Consider the following 22,386-nt stretch of genomic DNA (forward strand, 5'->3'; position numbering starts at 1 on the left):
CTGAATAGCACTTATTGGCCAACATTTGCGGATAAGTGGTGTGGTTTTGAGCAAATAGCTGCAACTGAGTCCGATAGCCTGCCGCAAACGCTCAAATAAACAGAATAACGTCTCCTGAGTCCGATGAATCGGCGAAAAGTGTGTTATCCAGCAGGGGATTCCAAAACTCCAATGTACCTCAAGTAACTAAGAAGTTTAAGAAGGATCCAAAACTCCCATTATCTCAAGTAACTTAGAGAGTTCAGGGTGTTACGGACCGTATTGCAGCTATTTCGCCATTTAATCTCATTTTGCTGCGTTATCGGACTGTATAGCACTTATTGGCCAACATTTGTGGATAAACAGTGTGGTTTTGAGTAAATAGCTGCAACTGAGTCCGATAGCCTGCCGCAAACGCTCGAATGAACAAAATAACGTCTCCTGAGTCCGATCCATCGGCGAAAAGTATGTTATCTCAGTAGGAGATTTCAAAACTCCAATGCTCTTGAGTTTGATCCATCAACACAACACGATGATTGCCCCTAAAGCGACTTGCACGCCTCAAATCACCCGCCTCACAAACTCTAACCGTTTTTTCCTGTTGTGTAATTTCCAGTTTAGAATAAAATGGAACTATTCCGCTAACCGCGCGTAACCGATAAATAAGAGAGATAATGATAGATCAGGAGGTACATATGAACACGAGAACTCTAAAAATACTGCTACATACCACACTTGCTGCCTTATTGTTAAGTCTATTGCTTTTGCCGGCCGTAAGTTTAGCCAAAACTGCTGTACCTAAGCATACAGGGTCATTTTATGTGAATGATTTTGCGAATGTGATTGACGAGAAAGCAGAGAATTACATGGTGAACTACGGTATTCGATTACATCAGGCTACTGGAGCTCAAGTTGTGCTTGTAACTGTCGACTCTACTGAAGGGGTTTCGATGGAAGAGTATGCAAAATCGCTTTTCAATAGCTGGGGTGTGGGGGCTGCGGATAAAAATAACGGGCTGCTGCTGCTCCTTTCTATAAAAGATGATGATTACTGGGCGGTACAAGGTAAAGGTATAGAGGAATCATTGCCTAACAGTAAGATTAAAGAGATTCTTTCACAATATCTTGAGCCGGATTTCGCAGCTAAAACATACAGTAATGGTGCTAGGAAGACGTATGGAGCTTTTATTCAAGCTATGGGTGGCACTTGGGCAGAAAATGTTGGCACCAAAAATTACGTATCCGATAATGCGGGTGTGCTCAAAAAAGTAACTAAAGACTATCTGAACGATTCCAGCAACAGATATAAAACAACAACCGGAAGTGGAATTTATGTGGTCACCGTAAAAAATGCTGGAGATAAAACATTGCAGGACTATACTTATATGAAGTTTGCTTCGGTAGGTGCTGGTCCTAAGGATGTTATGCTTGTATTGGACATAGGCGGAGACAACTATCATGTTCTACAAGGCAAGGATATCGACAAGGTTTTAACCAATGAGGTTATTAGTGATATTTTAAATACCGTGCTTGAACCCCAATTTGTGAAAAAAGATTACGGTACGGGAGCTACAACGACAGTTAATTCGTTCTACAGTTTCTTGTTAGCGAGAGCGGATCATCCGCAAGGAGTCACAGGAAACAACGGAAACAATGTTAATCCTGGGACTACAACGAATTCTGGTACTTCCTCTACTACAGCTACAAGTGGAGGTGAGGCGGTTAGTAAAAGCAAGGCTTTTCTAATTTTCTCAGCGATTTTTGGTTCGCTCATCTTATTTGGATTTACTGCTTCACGACGCAATAGATATATAGAAATGTATGGTTTGCCATTTAATCCATATAGCCAAAGGAATATACGCCGTTATGGTCCTTGGCATGGTCAAGCGGATTACGGTTATGGCAGACGCTGGCACAGACGTTATTATCATCACCACCATAGGAATACAAACAATTCGCAATCAAGTTTCTGGGGAAACAGTGGTGGCGGAGGCTCTACTAACGGTGGCGGTGCAGGACGGTATTCCTCAAGCAACGAGAACCATGGTGGTGGAGGTTCCAGCAGTGGTGGAGGAGCAGGAAGACATTCTTCAAGCTCATCCAGCCGCAGCTACTCAGATGATGATGATAGAGGCTCATCAGGTGGCGGCGGTTATTCCGGCGGTGGTGGCTCATCAGGTGGCGGCGGTAGCGCTAGCAGCGGTGGTGGAGTAGGAAGACATTAGAATTTGTTTAGCTTTAGATGAGCAGGTAGCCAAGATATTGGAAACCTGCTCGTTTTTTGTTTTTGAATGCTGACTATTTCTCAAACAGAAACTTTTAACGAAAATCATCGTCTATGATAAGGACGAGTTGTACATATTATCAAATTAGTAATATTTAGGGAGGGATACTCAGAAGTGAGCACTTCATCATTACCTCAACGTTCCAATGCACGCAATAAGAAACCTGTAAAGAAACCAATAAAAAAGCGGAAGAAACGGAGTTTTTTTCGCACCTTATCCAAAGTTTTTTTATTCTGCTTATTTTTAATGATCGCTGCTGGTGGATGGCTTTATTTTGCACCCTCGGCTCAGAACTTACGTTATACAATCGCAGATACGTTAATTACAACACAACATCGCTATATGGCTAAATATATTATAGGTGAAGATCAACTGAAGGACCGGGTAACCGAATATACCGCCCGTTTTGAAGAGATGGGGGACGAAATAGATACACATACGATTGCTCCCGAACCTGAGGTGGTAGAGAAGCCGCTTGTCGAGATTGAGAATGTCTCAGGCAGTGGCTATACCGGATATGTAATGATTGTTAATGATCCAACCAAAGTCCGACTAGGAATACCTAATAAGATTGGTTCAGGTGAAAAAGTAACCAGTATGGTGAAGCGTACAGGCGCTATCGCTGGAGTTAACGGTGGTGGGTTCGCTGATCCGAACTGGAAAGGTAACGGGTTTAAACCCATAGGAATTGTAGTCTCACAAGGTAAGTTATATTACAACGGTCTTGGCGGTAAAAAATCTACACAGATTGTTGGTCTGGATAAACAAGGAAAAATGGTTGCAGGGAATTATACGCTAGATGAGATTAGTAAAATGGGGGTTCAGGAGGCAGTTACTTTTAGCCCGCGGCTAATCGTCAATGGCAAAGGATTGATTAAGAATGCAGCGGAAGGTTGGGGGATTGCACCTAGAACAGCAATGGGTCAGCGGGCAGATGGCGCTATTATTTTTGTAGTAATTGACGGTCGACAGCCTACTTATAGTATTGGAGCAAATCTCTATGATGTGCAGCAGATTTTGCTTAAGCATGGAGCCGTGATAGCGGCTAATCTTGATGGTGGTTCTTCTACGGTACTAGTAAAAGACAATGAGATTATGAATAAACCTTCATCCCAATATGGTGAGCGGTATTTGCCTACAGCTTTTTTAGTTTTTGAGCATCCAGAACAGGTTGATATGCCAAATATCTGGAAAGGACTAGATCCTGCCAAGATTGATGCTGGGAAAAAGAGAACACAATAAGTACGCGTTATTGGGCACATAATAAGGATTATCTTGGAATGAGATGTGTATTTATGCTACGATATCAGCTAGTATGAAACAGAATGTAGTACGAATAGGTCTGGAACAGGGGGAATAGGAGTGACGTTGCAGCAGCTCCGCTACGCTATCGAAATTGCAAATAGTGGCTCCATGAATGAGGCGGCAAAGAAACTCTTTGTTTCTCAACCGAGCCTGTCCAACGCTATTAAAGAGCTTGAAAATGAACTTGGGATTACCATCTTTGAAAGGACGAACCGTGGAATCAGCATTTCTGTAGAAGGAATGGAATTTCTCGGATATGCCCGTCAAATCATTGAACAAACAGAGCTTATGGAGAATCGTTATACTGGGAAAAAGCGTAGCCCAATCTATTTTTCCATTTCGACTCAGCATTATGCTTTTGTGGTAGATGCTTTTGTGAGTCTCATGAAGCAAAGTGATGTCTCAGAGTACAACTTCAGCTTGAGAGAGACGCAAACCTACGACATCATCGAAGATGTGCGTACTCTCCGTAGCGATTTGGGGATTCTTTATATTAACGAGAGCAACTATAAGCATATGAATAAGCTGTTCAGTGACGGTAATCTGAAATTCACGCCACTCTTTAATACTGACCCACATCTTTATGTTAGAACTGGACATCCGCTTGCCCAGAAGGAAAGGATCTCGCAGGACGATATTTTACCTTTTCCGTATATTACTTTTGAACAGGGTGAGAACAATTCACTTCACTTCTCGGAGGAAATGTTAAGTTTTTCTCAGATTGAGAAGAATATTAAAGTGAATGACCGGGCAACCTTGACCAATTTATTAATGGGCACGGACGGTTATACAGTGGGTACAGGAATCATGGCATCCGATCTGAACGGTAATGGACTGAAGACGATTCCATTTGAGAGTAATGAAGTATTCACGGTTGGTTGGATTGCGCATAAAGATCGTAGACCTAGTGTGATGGCATCCAAGTATATAGAAATCTTAAATGACTTGGTTTCCGGAAGTTATTTTGATCTAAATCATTTTTTACTATAGCTGTAGGAGGATCGGTATGATTAGACCCGTAACTGGCACCCAGAGAAATGCTCCACCCTTTCGCTATGATATCGTCGGCAGCTTCTTGCGTACGGAAGAGATTAAAGCAGCCCGCCTCCAATATGAGAATGGTGAAATTACAGGTAGTGAGCTTTATGAAATAGAGAATATTGAAATTGCTAAACTACTGGAATTAGAAAAGGAAGTAGGATTATTAGCAGTAACAGATGGTGAGTTTCGCCGTTCCTGGTGGCATCTTGATTTCTTTGTCGGAATTAAAGGAACTGAAAAGATTAACTTAAACCAAGGGAATGGAAGAGCCGAAACGGTTCAGCGTGCAGAATCATTCCGAATTGTTGACCGGATTTCCTTTGAAGATCATCCCATGCTACAGCAATTTATAAAGCTCAAGGAAATGGCGGGAGACCGGTTACCCAAAATGACGATCCCTTCACCTGCCCTATTTCACTTTGTGGAGGAGTTTAATGGAAATGAAGTTTACCCTGATAAGGAAACTCTATTTCAAGATATCATCGCGGTTTACCAAACTGCGATTCAAGCCTTTTATGATGCAGGCTGCCGTTACCTTCAGTTAGACGACACAACTTGGGGAACGCTGAGCAGTGGCCGACATCGCGCACATTTACGCAGTAGAGGTACAGATCCCGATCAGTTAGCGAAGGATTACGTTAGGCTGATCAATGAGAGTATTGCGAATCGTCCGCATGATATGACCATCGCGCTGCACGTTTGCCGAGGTAATTTTCGCTCCACTTGGTTCGCTGCTGGCGGTTATGAGCCTGTTGCCGAGGTGCTTTTTTCCAATACCAAAGTTGATGCCTTTTTCTTGGAATATGATAATGAACGAGCTGGCGATTTCGAGCCCTTACGATTTATTAAAGACCAATTTGTAGTGTTGGGATTAGTAACGACCAAACATGGGGGTCTGGAGAGTAAAGAGCAGCTTAAGGCAAGAATCGAAGAAGCCGCGCAATATGTAGATATTGAGAAGTTGTGCCTAAGCCCTCAGTGTGGATTTGCTTCTACGGAGGAAGGAAATATTCTAACTGAAGAAGAGCAGTGGGATAAAATACGCCTTGTGATCGAAACCGCCCGAGAGGTCTGGTTATAATTAAATAAGCTAATTTGGTGGCCTGCTATAGCGTAAGCTTATGGTAGGCCATAGTTTTTAGGAGTTACCCTGTCCTGATTGTACAGTGCTATAGTGAATTCAACAGAAAAGCACAGACAATAAAGGAGGACGAACCCCTATGAGTACCATCCAAAAAGGAAAACAAAGAACTGAAGTGCCATTCAGAGTAGATATCGTTGGCAGCTTCTTACGTCCGGAAACGATTAAGAGAGCTCGTGTCCAATATCAAAATAATGAAATCTCCGCTGATGAATTGCGCAAGGTTGAAGATACAGAGATTGCCAGAGTTGTGAAAAAACAAAAAGCGATTGGATTAAAAGGTGTAACGGATGGAGAGTTCCGCCGCTCCTGGTGGCATTTAGATTTTATGTGGGGCCTTGAAGGGGTAACAAAGAAAGTCAGCCCAGTGGGCTACCTGTTTAATGGTGTAGAGACCAGAGCGGAAACTGCAGAATTATCCGGTAAAATCCGTGGGACTAACCATCCAATGATCGCTGACTACAAACAATTGGTTAGCATAGCGGGAAATGATGTAGTAGCGCGCCAAACGATTCCTTCGCCAGCGCAGTTCCTTGCTGAACTTCAGCGCAATCAAAAGACTACTGTAGCTGTTTACGACAAGCAGGATGAACTTGTGGCTGATATTGCTGCAGCTTATCGTGAAGTTATTCGCGATTTCTATGAGGCAGGTTGCCGTAATCTGCAATTGGACGACTGCACATGGGGTATGCTCTGTGATAAAGGATATTGGGAAGCCCGTCAAAAAGAGGGTGTAGATGTTAACGAAATCGCTAAGCTATACGCATTTGTAAATAACGAAGCGATTAAAGATCATCCAGCAGATATGGTTATCACGATGCATGTATGCCGTGGGAACTACGCGTCCACTTGGGCAGCATCCGGCGGATACGAGCCTATCGCAGAAGTGTTATTTGGAACGGTAGATGTAGATGGTTTCTATCTGGAGTTCGATACGGATCGGGCCGGAGACTTTGCACCCCTTAGATTTATTAAAGATCAGCAAGTGGTTTTAGGTTTGTTCAGTTCGAAGTCAGGTGAGCTTGAGAATAAAGAAGAAATCATTGGACGGATTAAAGAAGCTTCGCAATATGTGGATATCAATCAGTTGTGCCTGAGCCCACAATGTGGTTTTGCCTCTACGGAAGAAGGAAACCATCTGACAGATCAACAGCAATGGGATAAACTGCAGTTTATTAAAGAGATTGCAGATGAAATTTGGCAGTAATCTATAAAAAATTAGCAGGCTCCTGATTGAATCAGGGGCCTTTTTCTATCTGTATTGTGACAGCTTAGAGGATTAACCTACTACTGCACTTTACTAGAGCTATCGAAGAAGGGTATAATAAGTAACAATTGTTTTTAATTCATGTTGAAAGAGAGCGGGAACAATATGGGTCGTAAGTGGAATAATATTAAAGAAAAGAAAGCTTCCAAAGACGCAAACACTAGTCGTGTTTATGCAAAGTTTGGTGTTGAGATTTATGTAGCAGCAAAGAAGGGTGAACCCGATCCAGAAGCGAACCGGGCCCTGAAAGTTGTATTAGAACGTGCAAAAACTTACAATGTACCAAAAGCGATCATTGACCGTGCGCTTGATAAGGCTAAAGGTAGCGCTGAAGAAAATTATGAAGAGCTTCGTTATGAAGGATTTGGACCTAGCGGTTCAATGATCATCGTTGATGCGCTCACAAATAACGTTAATCGGACAGCTCCATTGATCCGTTCAACCTTCAGTAAGAATGGCGGAAATATGGGTGTCAGCGGATCAGTAGCTTACATGTTTGACTCTACGGCCGTTATAGGTGTGGAAGGTAAAACTGCTGATGAAGTAATTGAAATGATGTTTGATGCAGAACTTGATGTACGCGATGTGCTGGAAGAGGATGATGCAGTTATTGTTTATGCAGAGCCTGATCAGTTCAATGCAGTGCAAGAAGTATTCAAGAATGCAGGCATCACTGAATTTACTGTTGCTGAGTTAAACATGCTTCCACAAAACTATGTGGCACTCCCAGAAGATGCTCAAGCTCAATTCGAGAAATTGATTGATGCTTTGGAAGACCTGGAAGATGTTCAACAAGTGTATCATAACGTAGATTCAGAAGAAGAATAATTTAAGTTTTATAAAGGGCGATGGAGTTCGCCGTAACTGTCTCTCTGAGACTAATGACTCCTACCAGTGTGAGCTTCCCTGGTAGGAGTCTGTTTTATTGTTGAGACTAATTTATTTTGTCCTTAGGAGCTGTCGAGATGAATCCATGGTCTACCCGATGGTTTGAAATCACTAAGAAGCGAAGTTATTTTGCTCTTTGGAGTACATTTATCAAATGGATTGTGCTCGGCAGTGTAGTTGGTATTTTATCCGGCACCGCCTCTGCTTTTTTTCTAAAAAGCTTGGATTACGTAACAGATGTACGTTTAGAGCATCCAGGGCTACTTTATTTGTTGCCTCTTGGGGGAGTATTTGTTAGTTTCCTATATATGCGTTACGGAAAAAACAGCGCTAAAGGAAATAACCTTATTATAGAACAAATTCAGGATGGTAACGAGACCATTCCATTACGGATGGCACCCTTAGTATTGTTCGGGACACTGGTAACCCACTTATTTGGTGGATCCGCTGGGCGTGAAGGGACAGCTGTTCAAATGGGCGGAAGCCTTGCGGAATGGTTCGGAAAGCTGATTAAAATCAGTCCTCTGGATCGTAAGATACTGTTAATGTGCGGGATCAGTGCAGGCTTTGGTTCTATTTTCGGAACACCGCTGGCTGGAACCTTATTTGGTCTAGAGGTAGTAACCATTGGACTTATTAGCCAACAGGCATTACTTCCATGTTTTGTGGCTAGTTTTGTTGGTGATCTGGTCACCACTCGATTGTGGGGTGTTCATCATACACACTATGTAGTGAACGAATTTCCAGCTTTAAGTTTAATGATTATTCTAAAAGTGGTATTGGCCTCTGTAATTTTTGCTCTCGTGAGTATGCTTTTCAGTGAACTGACTCATTTTCTAAAAAAAATCTTCACCGCCAGGATAAGCAATCCAATGATAAAAGGTGCCGTAGGTGGATTAATTATCATTGCCTTAGTATTCCTTGTAGGGTCTCGTGATTACTTAGGCCTCGGAATTCCGTTAATCAAGGATTCTTTTGAGGGAGATGTCTCGCCGTTCGCTTTTTTATGGAAGCTGATCTTTACCGCCTTTACCTTAGGAACAGGATTTCAGGGTGGTGAGGTTACTCCGTTATTTACGATTGGTGCCACACTAGGAAATGTCTTGGCTGGAATATTACATGTTTATGGACCCTTTTTAGCTGCCCTCGGTTTTATTGCTGTCTTCTGTGGAGCTACTAGCACGCCTATCGCTTGCTTCTTAATGGGGATCGAGCTGTTTGGTTCGGAAGGAGCCATATACATGTTTATCGCTTGTGTGGTGAGTTATTTATTCTCCGGACATAGTAGTATTTATACTTCACAGCTTATTGGTGTATCGAAGAGCCAGTTCATTACTATTCCTCAAGGGACTAGGATCGGTACGGTCAAACGCGCCCGCAAAAAATAACAGCACCTCTCGGATGGTGGTTGACAAGTGCGGATACACGATTTAAAATGTAGCCAAACGAAGGGATGGTTCAACATGATTCATGTGGAAACTGAAAAATTATATACCAGAAGCTGCTCCGAACAATCGGATACAAACGATGAAACGTTGTCCGGAGCTTAATCAAAAAGCGAATCGCTTTTTATATCATCGAAAGATAGCTAGGTCATTTTAGTGTGATTATTCATGCTTATTTGATTACGCCATCTTCCGATGTTAATGATTAAGAGGCTGTAGACAATTTTCGTCTACAGCCTTTTGTGTTTATAATGTTCAGTTTCCAAACTGACAATTATCTATTTGTGCCGTCTATTCGTGCACTAATAAGCAGAAGGCTTGCGCCCAAGGGCGCGGTGTCTTCTGCTTTTTTTGTGCTTAAAAACAATTATAGAAAAGAGGAAAGCAAATGAGTTTACTTGAGGTTTCTAATGTATCACATGCTTTTGGAGATAAAGTGCTGTATAAACAGGTTTTTTTGGAAGTCTACAAAGGGGAGCATGTAGGTGTAGTGGGTCAGAATGGAACAGGGAAAAGCACATTGATTGGTATTCTGACGGGCGAGGTGACTCCTGATGGTGGAACGATTAAATGGCAGCCCAATATCAAAATAGGTCATCTTGATCAATACGCGGTTATTGATGGGTCAAGTACCGTTCAAAGTTATTTAAGGAGAGCGTTCACTGAATTATACGAAATGGAAGAAAAGATGAATGCACTTTATGCGGAATGTGCTGTTACTGGCAATGAAGTGCTTTTGCAGAAGGCAGCAGACCTTCAGGAACGACTTGAGGCGCTCGACTATTATTCTATCGAGAGCAATATCAGTAAAGTGGTTACGGGGCTAGGATTAAATGCAATGGGGATGGACCGTCCTATTGATCAGCTTAGTGGGGGGCAGCGAACCAAAGTTATATTGGCAAAGCTGTTGCTTGAACAACCTGATGTGTTATTGCTCGACGAGCCCACCAATTATCTCGACACCACGCATATTAACTGGCTTGCTGAATATCTGATAGCGTTCGATCAAGCCTTCATTGTGGTCTCTCATAACTACACTTTTCTCGATAAAATATCAACAAGCATTTGCGATATTGAAGGGGAAACGATTAAAAAATATCATGGCAAATATGCTGATTTTTTGAGACAGAAGGAGCATTTTCGCGAAAGCCATATCCGGCAGTACCATGCACAGCAGAAAAAAATTGAAGCCACTGAGCAATATATCCGGAAAAATGGTGCTGGTGTTAATTCTAGAATTGCCCGTGGCCGTCAGAAGCAGCTGGATCGTATGGAGAGAATCGCTGCACCGACGTTTGTCACTAAAGCATCTATCCGTTTTCAAGAGCTTCCTGTTACTGCACAAGTTGCGCTTAGAGTAGACCATCTTGTGGTTGGTTACGATAAGCCGCTGCTTCCAAAATTAACATTTTCCATTCGAGGAGGACAAAAGATAGTCATAGCAGGCTTTAACGGCATCGGAAAATCAACATTGCTGAAAACATTAGTTGGTCAAATCCCCTGTGTTGCCGGAGCATTCCGCTTTGCCGAACAAGTCTCTATTGGTTACTACGAGCAAGATTTAATTTGGGAAAACGATAGCATGACACCCATTGAAATCGTCGCATCGTTTTATCCAAAATTGACTATTAAGGAAATACGTCGTCATCTAGCATTATGTGTTGTAAAAGATAGTCACGTTACACAGCCTATCCGTACACTCAGCGGTGGCGAACAATCCAAAGTTAAGCTGTGTCTTTTATTGCTTACAGCATGTAATTTCTTAATCTTAGATGAGCCCACTAATCACTTAGATGCCGAAACAAAAGATGCTTTACAGAATGCTTTAATCCAATTTAAAGGTACAGTGATTCTGGTTTCTCATGAGGAGCAATTTTATCAAGGGTGGGTGGATCGTGTAATCAATATTGTGGATGAAAATAGAAATAGAGAACTAAAGTATAGCCATAGATAAGGTTACCTAGTAACATGAAGCTGTTCCAAATTAATACAATCGTCTTTAAATGGCTTCCTGGTTTAAGTGAATATTAAGGAGGGCTCCAATCAGACATGTACATTAATAAATCTTCGTTAGCTCAGTTTGCTCAGGGCAATAAGACCTCAGATGTGACCATGGATAGATATCTTACACAATATTTAGATCTTTACGATAAGGTAGAACCACACGTGCGTGCTTTTGTGCCAGAGGAGAACCGAGCAGATAGAATAAAAAATGAAGTGGCTAGGGTAAAAGAGAAGTATTCGGAATTTCCTAAACCATCGCTATATGGAATACCTGTTGGAATCAAAGATTTAATTCACTTAGACGGGTTGCCTACCTGTGCAGGGTCGAACCTTCCCCCACAAGCTTTGACGAAGTCTGAGGGCAGTTTTATTCAAAAGCTTCGGCAAAAAGGGGTTTGGTTCACCGGCAAAACAGTGACGGAGGAATTTGCTTATGCCGGACCTATCACGACCCGTAATCCTCATCAGCTGGATCATACGCCTGGCGGCTCTAGTGCAGGCTCTGCTGCTGCGGTTGCCGCGGGTATCTGTCCATTTGCGATAGGTACACAAACCTTGCGTTCTGTTATGGCACCTGCTTCATTTTGCGGAGTGGTCGGCTTTAAACCTAGTTATGCGCGTATCCCTATAGATGGTGTCCAATTGATGTCGCCATCTTTTGATACGTTTGGATTTTTCACTCAGGATATGGAGGGTATGGACTTTCTCGCCGCGGAGCTAGTAACAGAATGGAAACCATTTAATGAAGCTCGTAAACCTGTGCTAGGGATACCCGAAGGTGTATACATGACATTATTGGAGGATGACACCAAGATAACCTTTCAGAAGCAGCTTAAGAAGCTTGAGGAAGCAGGGTTCAGCATAAAAACAGTTGCGATGCCGTGGGAAGATAGCTTTATCTACGGAGATGCCATGGTGCGGTTTGTTCACGGAGAAATGGCGCAAGTCCATCATTCACTATTTGATATTTATAAAGATCTTTATGAGGATACCGTACGGCGGGCTATTTTATCTGGACGAACCATCACTGAGGAAGAACTGGAAGGATATCGTAGCGGACAAATCAAGCTCAGAAATGATCTATTAGATGTGCAGAAATCACAGGGGATTGATTTGTGGGTTTCGCCAGCTCAGGCAGGAACAGCTCCGCTGTGGGGTTCACGAACCGGATGGACCGGAATGACGGCCATTTGGTCATATGCTGGAGCGCCTGCGGTGAGTATTCCAGCTGCCTCTATAAATAACATGCCATTAGGATTTCAATGTATCGGGGCATATGGCAGGGATGAAGAGTTAATTTATTGGAGTAAAGTGGTTTCTTTAGCGCTTCAGTGATTCTATGGCTTTAGAAATGGATCAATTATTGTATTTTGTTCTAAAACGTAATCGGTAGATTACACAGTAGGTCTTCGTTTTATTTGAAGATCTACTTTTTTTTGTATAAAGTGAGAGTTTTTTTAATAGGGATCGTCTATATAGTATCGTGCTTCAAGGAGGCTTCAAGGTGAAGGGACATGTACCGAAAGTTGAAAAAGAGGATGAGAGGCTATGGATCCAAAATGTTCTCGATGGACATAAAGAAGACTATTCGTATCTTGTAAATCGATATAAGAATAAAATTTATGGGCTTTTGCGAGGAATGGGAGCCAATCATCAAGATGCACAAGACATAACGCAGGAGACGTTTATTAAAGCTTACCGTAAGCTGGCCTCACATGATTTGGATAAGAATTTTGCGGCGTGGCTATATGCTATCGCGACTAATTTACTGAAGGATTTGTGGAAAAAAGACCGACCGACAGCGAGTTTGCCGGACGACAATGCCGAACATTCTCTTTCGGATAATCCAGAAGAAGAATTAATGCGATCGGAGCATCGCACAGAGCTGCTTCACCTGATGCAGAAGCTCCCGTCTAATTATCGTACGGCTTTACTGCTTCGTTATACCAATGATTTAAGCTATGAAGAAATGTGTATGGTTCTAGATGTTCCATTAAGCAAGATTCAAAATGATTTATACCGGGCTAAACAGCGTTTGAAGCAGCTAATTACACTCCAGGAGGTGAAGACCGATGAGGTGCTTAAATTCCTATGAGATCGAAGAATATATTTTAAGCAAATCTATCTTACGAGATCAAGCCGTAGCTGAACATATGGCAACTTGTACGCATTGTAATATGATCTACGAAGCAGAGCTTGAGGAACAAGCTGAATGGTCGCAGGCTATGTATGAAGAGCGCTTACCAGATTCATTTACTGCTCAAGTAATGGCTTCTTTGGAACAAGTAGAGCTTGAGGAATTTACTCCAACACAAAGGAATCGCAAGCATCCGAAGCGCAATAAGTTGCTGAGATTATTTATGGGTGCGGCGTTGTTACTGGTTGTGCTAAGTGCCGTGATCTTATATTCCGTTCCTACACTGGCAGAGACTTTACGTTCTCTTTTTGTAAAAAACAACATGGACATTGGCCTTCTACGAGCACAAGAATTTGGGTTGGTAGAGCATCCTAATATTAAGGTGAAGGATAAGGGCTACACAATCAAAATAGATGAAGCAGTGGCAGATCCTACACGGGTAATTGTTGCGTTACAGTTGTTTGGACCAGATGGAAAGCATGATAAAAAGCGGTTGGCCCTTAATGATGGGAACAGTATTGCGATTAAGGATGATCAAGGGAAGGTTGTTGGGGAGTTATACGATATAGGATTTACCAGTGACTTTTACTATTTGATCGCTAATTTCACTGAACCTCTGCAAACTGATCGAATTACGGTCGAAGGTCATATTACTGAATTGGGAAGTGAACGCAAGAACATCCCTACTCTTAAAGGCGATTGGAATTTCAATTTTTCTATGGATATGACAGAAGCGAATAAACAAACAACCTCCATGCCACTAACGGGTAGCTACACCTCCCCGGACGGTTTAACTATGACCTTGAAAAAATTAACTCATATGGTGCAAGGTGTTCGTTTTGAGTTTGATACGCAATTGAGTGAAGAGGCATTGACCCGTTCTCCTGGCGAACTATGGAAGCAACAGGGCTTGAAATTCCATTTTGAGGATACAGCAGGCGAAGAGATTCACAGTGTTAATGCTAGAAAGTTTCCTAATAAGAATAGCGTGATGTCCTACTCTAACCTTCCCGGGGCAACAAAGGGACTTATGCACTGGAGCTATACGTTTAAATATTTACCTCAGGATACGCCTTATACTTTCGTATTGGATGGATATTTCATCCCAGAGAAGGATGGTTCTAGTGTGCAATTTGAGCCTGCCAAGTTGAAAGAACAGCCGATTCCCTTTGCATTTGACGGGGATGAACTGATGTTAAATGATTTTACAGTGGAGTCATCTCCCGATAACAATGTATCAGCGAAGGAAGGTGTATTACATTTTAGAGGAAGATTGAGAAATGAGTTTTTAAATAGTGAATGGATATTTAAGACACTAGATGGCAAGGAGTACAAACTCACTGAACAAGGAGCTTTTACTACTAAAGGGGTAGGATGGAAAGATGGTTATATTGAATTTATCGAGTCTCAGTCAAATAATCAAAAGAAATATTTCCAATTCCGTGCCGATGGCCTTACACAAATTCCCGAGCAGCTTCAATTAGTGCGCACGATAAACAATCGAATGTATGCTAATGTAGACTGGTCCGTTCCTATCATGGAAGCTAGCAAAAAAGAGTAAATATAGTTATTTGGTTTCCGGATTGTACAAGCAAATAAGGGGGAATAAGCATCTCATATACTATCACAATCGAAAAGAGGTGGTAGTTTATGACTGCTGCAGAGAAGAGAAAAATTCAAAGAGCTTTGAACGCATTGCGTAAGCAAAGAGTGGTTCTGAAAGAAAGTCTTAAAAGAATTGAAGCCATTCTTTGCAGGTTGCCTATTGGCAGTCGTGAAAGATTTGAATTGTTAGCAGTAAGAGACTCAATAGTAGAAGCGCTTCGACTAAATGCAATTGCCATTAGAAATTTAAAAGATGCTACTTGTTCTTGTTAATTACCCTAATACCAGTTCTACGCAGTTTTTGCGTGGAGCTGGTTTTTTTGAAATAATAAGATTCAAACTATCCGTTATGATACTATAAACTTAATATGTCGATAACGTAAAAAAGAGAGGAAACCATTTATGACTAACAAACTATACTACAATTCTACATACCAGACTGATTGGCCAACCCGTGTGACTGAAACCATAGAACGAGAAGATGGGCTTTATGTTCTTTTAGAAGAGACGGCTTTTTATCCGCATGGTGGTGGACAACCCTGTGATCTTGGAGCTATTCAGGGAATCCCTGTGCTTGATGTAATCAGTGAGGAAGAGCTTGTACTGCATAAGCTGGAACGTTTACCTAATGAGGAATCGGTAACTTGTCAGATCGATTGGAATAGAAGATTTGACCATATGCAGCAGCATAGTGGCCAGCATTTGCTCTCAGCGGTTTGTCTAAAATATAACTTTATGACCTTAAGCTTTCATTTAGGTGAGGACTATTGCACTATTGATATAGAAGTGCCAGAACTGTCTGCTGATCAACTGTACTCCATAGAGAGAGAAGTTAATCGGCAGATTTACTTAAATCACAATATTCTCAGCTATTTCGTAACAGGGGAAGAGGCTTCACAGCTTAAATTGGTTAAACAGCCAAAAGTGACAGACAACATCCGGATTGTTGAGATCAAAGATGTTGAATACAACGCTTGTGGGGGGACACATGTGTCCTCAACAGGTGAAATTGGGATAATTAAGCTTTTGAAAGCTGAGAAAATAAAAGGGAACACACGGATTTATTTTAAATGTGGATATCGTGCTTTAGAGGAATTTAATACTAGTCAGCAAATCCTTGGTACACTATCTTCCAAATTCAACACAGGCAAAGATGAGATTATTGATCGAATTGAAAAATGGGAAAATGAACAAAAGCTGCTGCAAGCTGAAATTTACCTGCTTAAAGAAAAAAATGACGACTATGTTGTGCAAGAGCTTTTAAATGAGCAAGCGGGAAAGATGATCGCACAAGTATTTGAAGATAAATCGCTAAAAGATCTACAGAGCTTAGCAAATAAGCTGACTTCGAAATGTGATCTTCCTGTATTATTAGCTACTTCTGCGGAGAATAAGGTTGTTTTTGCGCAGAATGGGAGCACGGAGATTTCCTGTGGAGCTTTTTTCAAAGCTCATCTAGGCAGCTATAATGGTAAAGGCGGGGGCAGCGATAAACTGGCGCAAGCAGGATTCCCAACTTGGGAGGATGCTTTGGCATTTTATGAGTTTGCTAGAGGGTGAGAAGAAACTTTTTCCATTATCTTCCGTCTAATTACATATGATTATAAGGTCGAAGGAGACGGATATAAATGAATAAATGGAAGGTAACACTAGGGATCTTTGCAGTTTTGATTTTAAGTACTGGGTATGGAGCGGTATCTGCGCAAGCAGACAAGCAAATTCAATTCAACTATAAAGAAATTGGAATCAGCAGTAAACAAGTGATCGCGGAGAATACAACTTTTGTACCCTTGAAATCACTTGCAGATGCTATGGGTTATACGTTATCGTGGGATCAAAAATCCAAAATGGCCAAGCTGGTACGTCCAGAGCGTGAAGTCATCTTCACCGCGGGTACTGCATCGTCAAAAGTGAACGGGGCAGCGATGGCATTAACAAAATCTCCTCGTATCATAAAAGGTTCGTTGTACTTGCCATTGGTCTCTGCAGTCAGTGTACTCGGGGGTAAAACCGCGCTCAATAAAACGGATGGGGTTATCCAAATCGTAGATGAACCTAGATTTGTTGCTGCTTCTGTAGAAGGTAGATCCTATTGGATATCTCAAAAAAACGCTAATTTATATTACCGGGCTACGGCAGCCGGGAAACCAGTAATTATTGGCCAACTACCCCTTAAGGAGTCAGCTTACAATCATGGATTTGAGATTAAAAAACTTGGAAATGGCACGGACTTACTCCAGTTAACGGACAATCACTATGCAATGTTTAATGATTTCAGCAACAGCTATCAGGTACTAGTTCAAGCAGGTACAATAATTAAGCAAATGGATTATCATTATATGATCTCTGCTTATCCACATGCGCCTCAAGTACCTTCCACTCAGGTGTATATGACCGATGGGAAGAATGTTCAGTATATTACTAAGGATGGCGGTTTGGGCAAGTTGTTTGAGATGGAGAAATTAACCGGGGCAACCGGTGATTTCATAGTGGAGTACGCCGCGGAGGATGTGGCACTTGTTCGCTTATTAGATACAACACAATTATATATTGTCTACAGCAGTACAGGAGAAATCGTCAATCTCAGTGAACAACTGATTACTAGTGAGGATCGTAAAGAATGGGATAAAGTAAATGATGGCAGAGATCAATACATTCTGAGCAGAATGTTAGGGATGAAAAGCCGTAAGGGGAATGTGCTGACATTCACCTATACGCCAATCCTTGAGGAAAAAGCAAAAACAGTGACATATACACTTCTAGCGAAATAATTCGGAATCACATCAATATAATTAGTACAAAAAAGGAGCGGTGTTGAACATCGCTCTTTTTTATGTATTTATGATTATTTCGTTGTCATCATACTTCCACCCTTAATCTGAACGGGTTGATCATTTATAGATACCCAAACATCTATGGCAGAATTGTTGCGGATAATCGTTTTGTCGGCACTTAATTTCAGTGAATACAGGGCAGTGACATAATCATAAATCTCAATATTAGTAGCGTACCAAATATCTGAATGTCCACCTGCTTGTTGGCAAAAAGTTTCGATTAACTCCCAATTGTTCTGCTGTGCGAACTCATAGCTATGGCCCCAAACATAACAGAGTCTTAGTTTCTGGGAGGGTCCTTCCATTGTGAATCGCTCCCAAACCTGATGCAGATCTTCAATATGGTGGCAGGTTGGATGCCATTCCATGAAATTAAGAGGCATATCAAACTGTTTGGTAGAGTGAACAGTGCGGCTGTATTCAATTCCAACGGACTGAAGTGGTGCAATTATCTCCTGAGAGTATGTACCGTAGGGGTAGGACATGCCTCGCACTGGATAATCCACCAGCTTTTCCAATCGTTTACGGTCTTCGAACAACTCTTCAATTACCATCGGTAAAGGAAGACGCTCTAGATGTGGGTGAGTAACGGAATGGGCGGACACTTCATGATTCCTGAGCGAATGCTTAACATCAGCGGGCGATAAGAACCCAGGTGCATTGATCATTGCACTATTTAAATGGAAGGTCCCTTTGATTCCATATTGATCAAAAATACCAGCCAAGCGGATATCGTGTTTCTGGCCGTCATCATAGCTCATAGTGAGCGCCTTTGATAATCCGCCTGGGAATAAGTTGAATTGAAGTTTCATGAATTCACACTCCTATAATTTGGTGAGCTTGAAAGTACTTCTTCCAATTATAAACAATTAACGTTATAATCAGATTCCACGTTTGAAAAGGAAAGAGTTTTCAGTGAAAAATATACACTTAAGGAGAGATGCTATCTGCCTGACTTTCTCTACGTTGTAAAGCTACTCTATGTAAAAGACAAAAGAAACTCACTTTTATATTTTATCACTAACCTGCTGAGCCCACCAATTCTATTTGCAGAGCTGTTCATAACGAAATATGTGGTTGACCTCATTCAGAACTTCACGACTAACGCCTACCTACATATCTTACTATTGGTAAGTTCACTGATGTTAATTTTATATCTGGCTGGCATCAATGGTTCTCTTCGAGCCATTTCTGTAACCAATTTAACGGCAACCAGTATTTATGAACTGGAACATAGTATTTTGGCTAAGACCTCTAAATTATCGACGGCTTTATTGGAAGATCCCGCAACAAAAACGATTAGAGAAAAAGCAAAACGGCTTTCCCTGATCGATTTTTTAGATCAATGGACCGGGGTGACAATCCACTTTATAACATTGATCGCACTAATCGTAGTCCTATCCTGTTATGGCTTTTATATCCTGGCAATGTTCATTTTAGTAGTACAAATTCTGCAGCTTTACCTCATCAGATGGATGTCTCGGAAAGTAGAGGCCATTTCAGCGAATCAAACCTCCTCTGTACGAATGATTAATTATATCGTTGATTTGCTGGTTAGTAGAAATACCCTCCCGGAAGTAAGAATGTACGGAATGTCCTCCTACTTGGTTACCACAATGAAAGAGATCTTTAATGGGAATTTCAAACAAATGCACCGAAAAGTTATTTTATCTGAGACCTTAAGCTTCTCCCAAAGTATAACTATGACTTTATTAAACGGGCTTACGATTGCTATTTTAGCAATTACGCTTGGAGGTAGCGGGCAGAGCGCCGGACTTTTCGTATTATTACTTCAGATATCTAGTCAATTATTTATTGTCATTCCTGCACTAACAAGGATGTATTCTGATCTGACCAAAAGTCGCGTGCGCTTCAATGAGTATAGTGCGTATTTGGAACTTGAAGAGCAAGTTCAAAGAGATCCGGAAGATTCCATAAGGAATACCGATGCGATGCAGATCATAATTCAGCAGTTGAATTATCGTTATGCAACCAATGCACAGGACACGCTTAAAAATATAAACATGACCCTCAAACCTGGTGAACGAGTTGCTTTTGTAGGTGAGAATGGTTCAGGAAAATCCACGCTCATCAAGCTGATAGCAGGGTTATATCATCCAACAGCGGGAAACATCCAGTGGTTTAATGGAGAGCAGGAAGTTCTGGCTCATAACGTCACAAAGGGTGTGAGAGTTGTTTTTCAGGATTTCACTAAATTACATAGACCAATTCGAGAAAACATAGCCATGGGGAATATTGCTGCCATGTATGACGATTCAAGATTATTAGCTGCGATGAGAAAAGCAGAAGCCGATTCTTATGGTGTTGCGTTGGATACTTTAGTAGGTCCACAGTTTGGGGGGATTGATCTGTCTGGTGGACAATGGCAAAGACTTGCGATTGCACGTGCATATCTCAACAACGGCTCGCTTACGATTTTTGATGAACCTACTGCAGCCCTCGATCCTTACGCGGAACAGCAGGCGTTTGAAACCTTTATGAAATTAGGAGAGCAGCAGACCTCCATTATTGTGACACATCGGCTATATATGTCCAAATTCGTTGATAGAATTTTTCTGTTTGAGCATGGAGAAATCGTTGAAAGTGGAACACATGAAGAATTAATGAAGTTGGATGGTAAGTACAGGGGAATGTTTAACCGCCAGTCCTCTTTATATGGCTGAGAAAGGAGAGATTCTGCTGAGAAGAGACCTTAAGAATATTTTAACGATACTGGCACGGATGGTTGGAAAAAGTCCAGCAATCTCAACAATAACGATCATAGTTCCTGTAATCAGTGGATTATTAACTTTTTACTCGTATTCTGTTCAAGTTCATATCATTAATGCAGTAGCTGCTGGTGCGATAACCTTTCTTCCGATTCTATGGTTTGTTTTAATTCATGGGGTACAAGCCTGTTCAGTGAGTATAACCAACATAATGAAAAGTCGAATGAATGCGGAACTAACTCTCGCTTTCCAATCCGAGCTGATAGATATTGCAAACCAAGTTGACTTTGAGGATTTTGATGATGAAGAGTTTGGGAACAAGCTGCAAAGAGCTAAAACAATAGTTGGAGAAGATTTAGAGGGAATTACTGGTTTTTTGCTGTCCAGTGTAGGGAATGTCTCAGGACTTATAAGTATCATCTGGTTATCGGCTACAAGTGGATATTTTTTTGTCACACTGGTGGTGGGTTTAATGATCGTATCTACTTTATCTTTTCGAATGTTTACAGAGATTAAAGTTAGAAGAACAGGGCGAGAGCTTACTTTTGACGGAAGAATGGGAGATTATCTAGCTGTAACTTTGGAAGATCCTAATGCGATTAGGGAAATGCGAATCTATAACTCTATCTCCTATTTTACGGATCTCTGGGCAAAGCTTATGAAAAAGCAGCATGATAAAAGGTATAGTGCCAGGAAATTCGAGATCAAAACAGGGATGATTGTGGCTATGGTTCAGACGAGTGCTATTTTTATCGTATTGGTCTATCTGTTAAGTAAAATGGGGGAGTCAAATACAGTTACTGTGGGGACAATCTCAGTATTATTTCTGGCTTTGTTAACTTGTGGTGGTAAAATCATGAGTTTGACCTGGCCGCTAAGCAAGCTTTACATCAGCAGCAGTAAATTATATGACTTAAATGAAGTGCTTACCTATAAAAATAGAGATTTCCGAAAAAATAATATCAATAACAGCTCTGAAGCTATGCTTCCTATTACCGTTTCAAATGTCTATTTTAAATACGCCAAATCCAGTAAGTATGTTTTATCTAACATCAATATGGTCATAAAGCCCGGTGAGAAAATAGCCATCGTTGGAGAAAATGGAGCAGGAAAGTCTACCTTGATCAAATTGTTATTAGGGCAGTACACTGCTAGTTCTGGATCTATTTACTGGAAAGACCGTCCAGAACCTCAAGGTAAAGTATCCGTCGTGTACCAGCATTCTATTAAATTCGAAATGACACTAAGAGAAAACATCATGTTGGGTGATGCCAAATCTTCGCCGGACGATGTGAAAATACTAAGTATTCTGGAAAAATGTGAGCTGATGGATTTGTTTTACGAATTAGGGGGACTAGATGTAAGGTTAGGTCAAATGCTTGAAGGAAGCAGGCAGCTATCAGGCGGACAGTGGCAAAAGCTGGCGATAGCGCGTGCGTTATATAATGATGCGGATCTTATAGTGTTTGACGAACCTACTTCTGCGATTGATCCGAATGCTGAGATGCAGATCTATACACAATTATTAGATATCTGCCAAGATAAAGCTGCGATCTTCATTTCACATAGACTGGGCTGGGCGAAAAATGTTGATACGATCTATGTTATTGATAATGGAAGTATAGCTGAAGTGGGGCAGCATCAAGACTTAATAAATAATAAAGGGATTTATGCAGATATGTACGCTTTACAATCATCTTGGTATAACTAAAAATGCTTAGCATAG

17 protein-coding genes and 1 riboswitch are annotated in these 22,386 nt (G+C 41.4%); of the genes, 16 read left to right on the forward strand and 1 reads right to left on the reverse strand.

Annotation, left to right across the window (positions count from 1 at the left end; all coding sequences use genetic code 11):
• The first annotated feature begins 674 nt into the window (after positions 1-674).
• The 14 genes from MHI32_RS14235 (at position 675) to MHI32_RS14300 (ending at position 17,868) form a co-directional block, all read left to right on the forward strand.
• Positions 675-2,204 carry a TPM domain-containing protein gene (locus tag MHI32_RS14235; protein ID WP_340012566.1) on the forward strand — a complete coding sequence of 510 codons (1,530 nt, stop codon included), beginning with the start codon at positions 675-677 and terminating at the stop codon, positions 2,202-2,204.
• Positions 2,205-2,378: 174 nt separating this feature from the next.
• Positions 2,379-3,506: a phosphodiester glycosidase family protein gene (locus tag MHI32_RS14240; protein ID WP_076125850.1), complete on the forward strand. Its 1,128-nt coding sequence runs from the start codon at positions 2,379-2,381 to the stop codon at positions 3,504-3,506.
• Positions 3,507-3,626: 120 nt separating this feature from the next.
• Positions 3,627-4,559, forward strand: coding sequence for a LysR family transcriptional regulator (locus MHI32_RS14245; protein ID WP_076105621.1), 933 nt, complete (start codon positions 3,627-3,629; stop codon positions 4,557-4,559).
• Positions 4,560-4,575: 16 nt separating this feature from the next.
• On the forward strand, positions 4,576-5,691 hold the full coding sequence (locus tag MHI32_RS14250) for a 5-methyltetrahydropteroyltriglutamate--homocysteine S-methyltransferase (protein ID WP_076184511.1): 1,116 nt from the start codon (positions 4,576-4,578) through the stop codon (positions 5,689-5,691).
• 139 nt (positions 5,692-5,830) lie between these two features.
• On the forward strand, positions 5,831-6,958 hold the full coding sequence (locus tag MHI32_RS14255; RefSeq protein ID WP_339190943.1) for a 5-methyltetrahydropteroyltriglutamate--homocysteine S-methyltransferase: 1,128 nt from the start codon (positions 5,831-5,833) through the stop codon (positions 6,956-6,958).
• Between the two features lie 165 nt (positions 6,959-7,123).
• Positions 7,124-7,846 (forward strand): YebC/PmpR family DNA-binding transcriptional regulator, encoded by a 723-nt coding sequence (locus tag MHI32_RS14260; protein WP_036678376.1) that lies wholly within the window; start codon positions 7,124-7,126, stop codon positions 7,844-7,846.
• A 7-nt stretch (positions 7,847-7,853) separates the two neighbouring features.
• Positions 7,854-7,916, forward strand: a riboswitch (Fluoride riboswitch).
• A gap of 67 nt (positions 7,917-7,983) precedes the next feature.
• Positions 7,984-9,294 (forward strand): voltage-gated chloride channel family protein, encoded by a 1,311-nt coding sequence (locus tag MHI32_RS14265; protein ID WP_340012567.1) that lies wholly within the window; start codon positions 7,984-7,986, stop codon positions 9,292-9,294.
• Positions 9,295-9,739: 445 nt separating this feature from the next.
• Entirely contained in the window at positions 9,740-11,305 is a 1,566-nt protein-coding gene (locus tag MHI32_RS14270) for an ABC-F family ATP-binding cassette domain-containing protein (protein WP_340012568.1), read from the forward strand.
• A 95-nt stretch (positions 11,306-11,400) separates the two neighbouring features.
• Positions 11,401-12,690 carry an amidase gene (locus tag MHI32_RS14275; protein WP_076125842.1) on the forward strand — a complete coding sequence of 430 codons (1,290 nt, stop codon included), beginning with the start codon at positions 11,401-11,403 and terminating at the stop codon, positions 12,688-12,690.
• A gap of 169 nt (positions 12,691-12,859) precedes the next feature.
• A complete protein-coding gene (locus MHI32_RS14280) occupies positions 12,860-13,450 on the forward strand; it encodes a sigma-70 family RNA polymerase sigma factor (protein ID WP_076125840.1) in 591 nt (196 codons plus the stop codon).
• A complete protein-coding gene (locus MHI32_RS14285) occupies positions 13,428-15,053 on the forward strand; it encodes a DUF4179 domain-containing protein (RefSeq protein WP_340012569.1) in 1,626 nt (541 codons plus the stop codon). The genes MHI32_RS14280 and MHI32_RS14285 overlap by 23 nt, the downstream gene beginning before the upstream one ends.
• An 89-nt stretch (positions 15,054-15,142) precedes the next feature.
• The gene (locus MHI32_RS14290; RefSeq protein ID WP_076190427.1) at positions 15,143-15,370 is read left to right on the forward strand and encodes a hypothetical protein; all 228 of its coding nucleotides are present in this window, start codon (positions 15,143-15,145) and stop codon (positions 15,368-15,370) included.
• Positions 15,371-15,499: 129 nt separating this feature from the next.
• The gene (locus MHI32_RS14295; protein ID WP_340012570.1) at positions 15,500-16,657 is read left to right on the forward strand and encodes a DHHA1 domain-containing protein; all 1,158 of its coding nucleotides are present in this window, start codon (positions 15,500-15,502) and stop codon (positions 16,655-16,657) included.
• Between the two features lie 68 nt (positions 16,658-16,725).
• Positions 16,726-17,868, forward strand: a complete 1,143-nt coding sequence (locus MHI32_RS14300; RefSeq protein ID WP_340012571.1) for a copper amine oxidase N-terminal domain-containing protein — start codon at positions 16,726-16,728, stop codon at positions 17,866-17,868.
• 74 nt (positions 17,869-17,942) lie between these two features.
• On the opposite strand, the gene MHI32_RS14305 is transcribed toward MHI32_RS14300, so the two are convergent.
• Complete coding sequence (locus MHI32_RS14305) at positions 17,943-18,743, reverse strand: polysaccharide deacetylase family protein (RefSeq protein WP_076125834.1); 801 nt, start codon at positions 18,741-18,743, stop codon at positions 17,943-17,945.
• 330 nt (positions 18,744-19,073) lie between these two features.
• Here MHI32_RS14305 and MHI32_RS14310 point away from each other — a divergent pair, with 330 nt between their 5' ends.
• Positions 19,074-20,615 carry an ABC transporter ATP-binding protein gene (locus MHI32_RS14310; protein ID WP_340012572.1) on the forward strand — a complete coding sequence of 514 codons (1,542 nt, stop codon included), beginning with the start codon at positions 19,074-19,076 and terminating at the stop codon, positions 20,613-20,615.
• Positions 20,608-22,371 (forward strand): ABC transporter ATP-binding protein, encoded by a 1,764-nt coding sequence (locus MHI32_RS14315; protein ID WP_340012573.1) that lies wholly within the window; start codon positions 20,608-20,610, stop codon positions 22,369-22,371. Before MHI32_RS14310 ends, MHI32_RS14315 begins: the two co-directional genes overlap by 8 nt.
• Positions 22,372-22,386: the final 15 nt, after the last annotated feature.

The organism is Paenibacillus sp. FSL H7-0690 (assembly GCF_037980415.1).
GTDB lineage: Bacteria > Bacillota > Bacilli > Paenibacillales > Paenibacillaceae > Paenibacillus_AQ > Paenibacillus_AQ odorifer.

Coding starts and splice junctions, on each gene's coding strand:
- MHI32_RS14290 (WP_076190427.1), top strand. CDS start 15,143: ATGACTGCTGCAGAGAAGAGAAAAATTCAAAGAGCTTTGAACGCATTG.
- MHI32_RS14295 (WP_340012570.1), top strand. CDS start 15,500: ATGACTAACAAACTATACTACAATTCTACATACCAGACTGATTGGCCA.
- MHI32_RS14265 (WP_340012567.1), top strand. CDS start 7,984: ATGAATCCATGGTCTACCCGATGGTTTGAAATCACTAAGAAGCGAAGT.
- MHI32_RS14275 (WP_076125842.1), top strand. CDS start 11,401: ATGTACATTAATAAATCTTCGTTAGCTCAGTTTGCTCAGGGCAATAAG.
- MHI32_RS14235 (WP_340012566.1), top strand. CDS start 675: ATGAACACGAGAACTCTAAAAATACTGCTACATACCACACTTGCTGCC.
- MHI32_RS14285 (WP_340012569.1), top strand. CDS start 13,428: ATGAGGTGCTTAAATTCCTATGAGATCGAAGAATATATTTTAAGCAAA.
- MHI32_RS14260 (WP_036678376.1), top strand. CDS start 7,124: ATGGGTCGTAAGTGGAATAATATTAAAGAAAAGAAAGCTTCCAAAGAC.
- MHI32_RS14315 (WP_340012573.1), top strand. CDS start 20,608: ATGGCTGAGAAAGGAGAGATTCTGCTGAGAAGAGACCTTAAGAATATT.
- MHI32_RS14270 (WP_340012568.1), top strand. CDS start 9,740: ATGAGTTTACTTGAGGTTTCTAATGTATCACATGCTTTTGGAGATAAA.
- MHI32_RS14300 (WP_340012571.1), top strand. CDS start 16,726: ATGAATAAATGGAAGGTAACACTAGGGATCTTTGCAGTTTTGATTTTA.
- MHI32_RS14250 (WP_076184511.1), top strand. CDS start 4,576: ATGATTAGACCCGTAACTGGCACCCAGAGAAATGCTCCACCCTTTCGC.
- MHI32_RS14305 (WP_076125834.1), bottom strand. CDS start 18,743: ATGAAACTTCAATTCAACTTATTCCCAGGCGGATTATCAAAGGCGCTC.
- MHI32_RS14310 (WP_340012572.1), top strand. CDS start 19,074: ATGTTAATTTTATATCTGGCTGGCATCAATGGTTCTCTTCGAGCCATT.
- MHI32_RS14255 (WP_339190943.1), top strand. CDS start 5,831: ATGAGTACCATCCAAAAAGGAAAACAAAGAACTGAAGTGCCATTCAGA.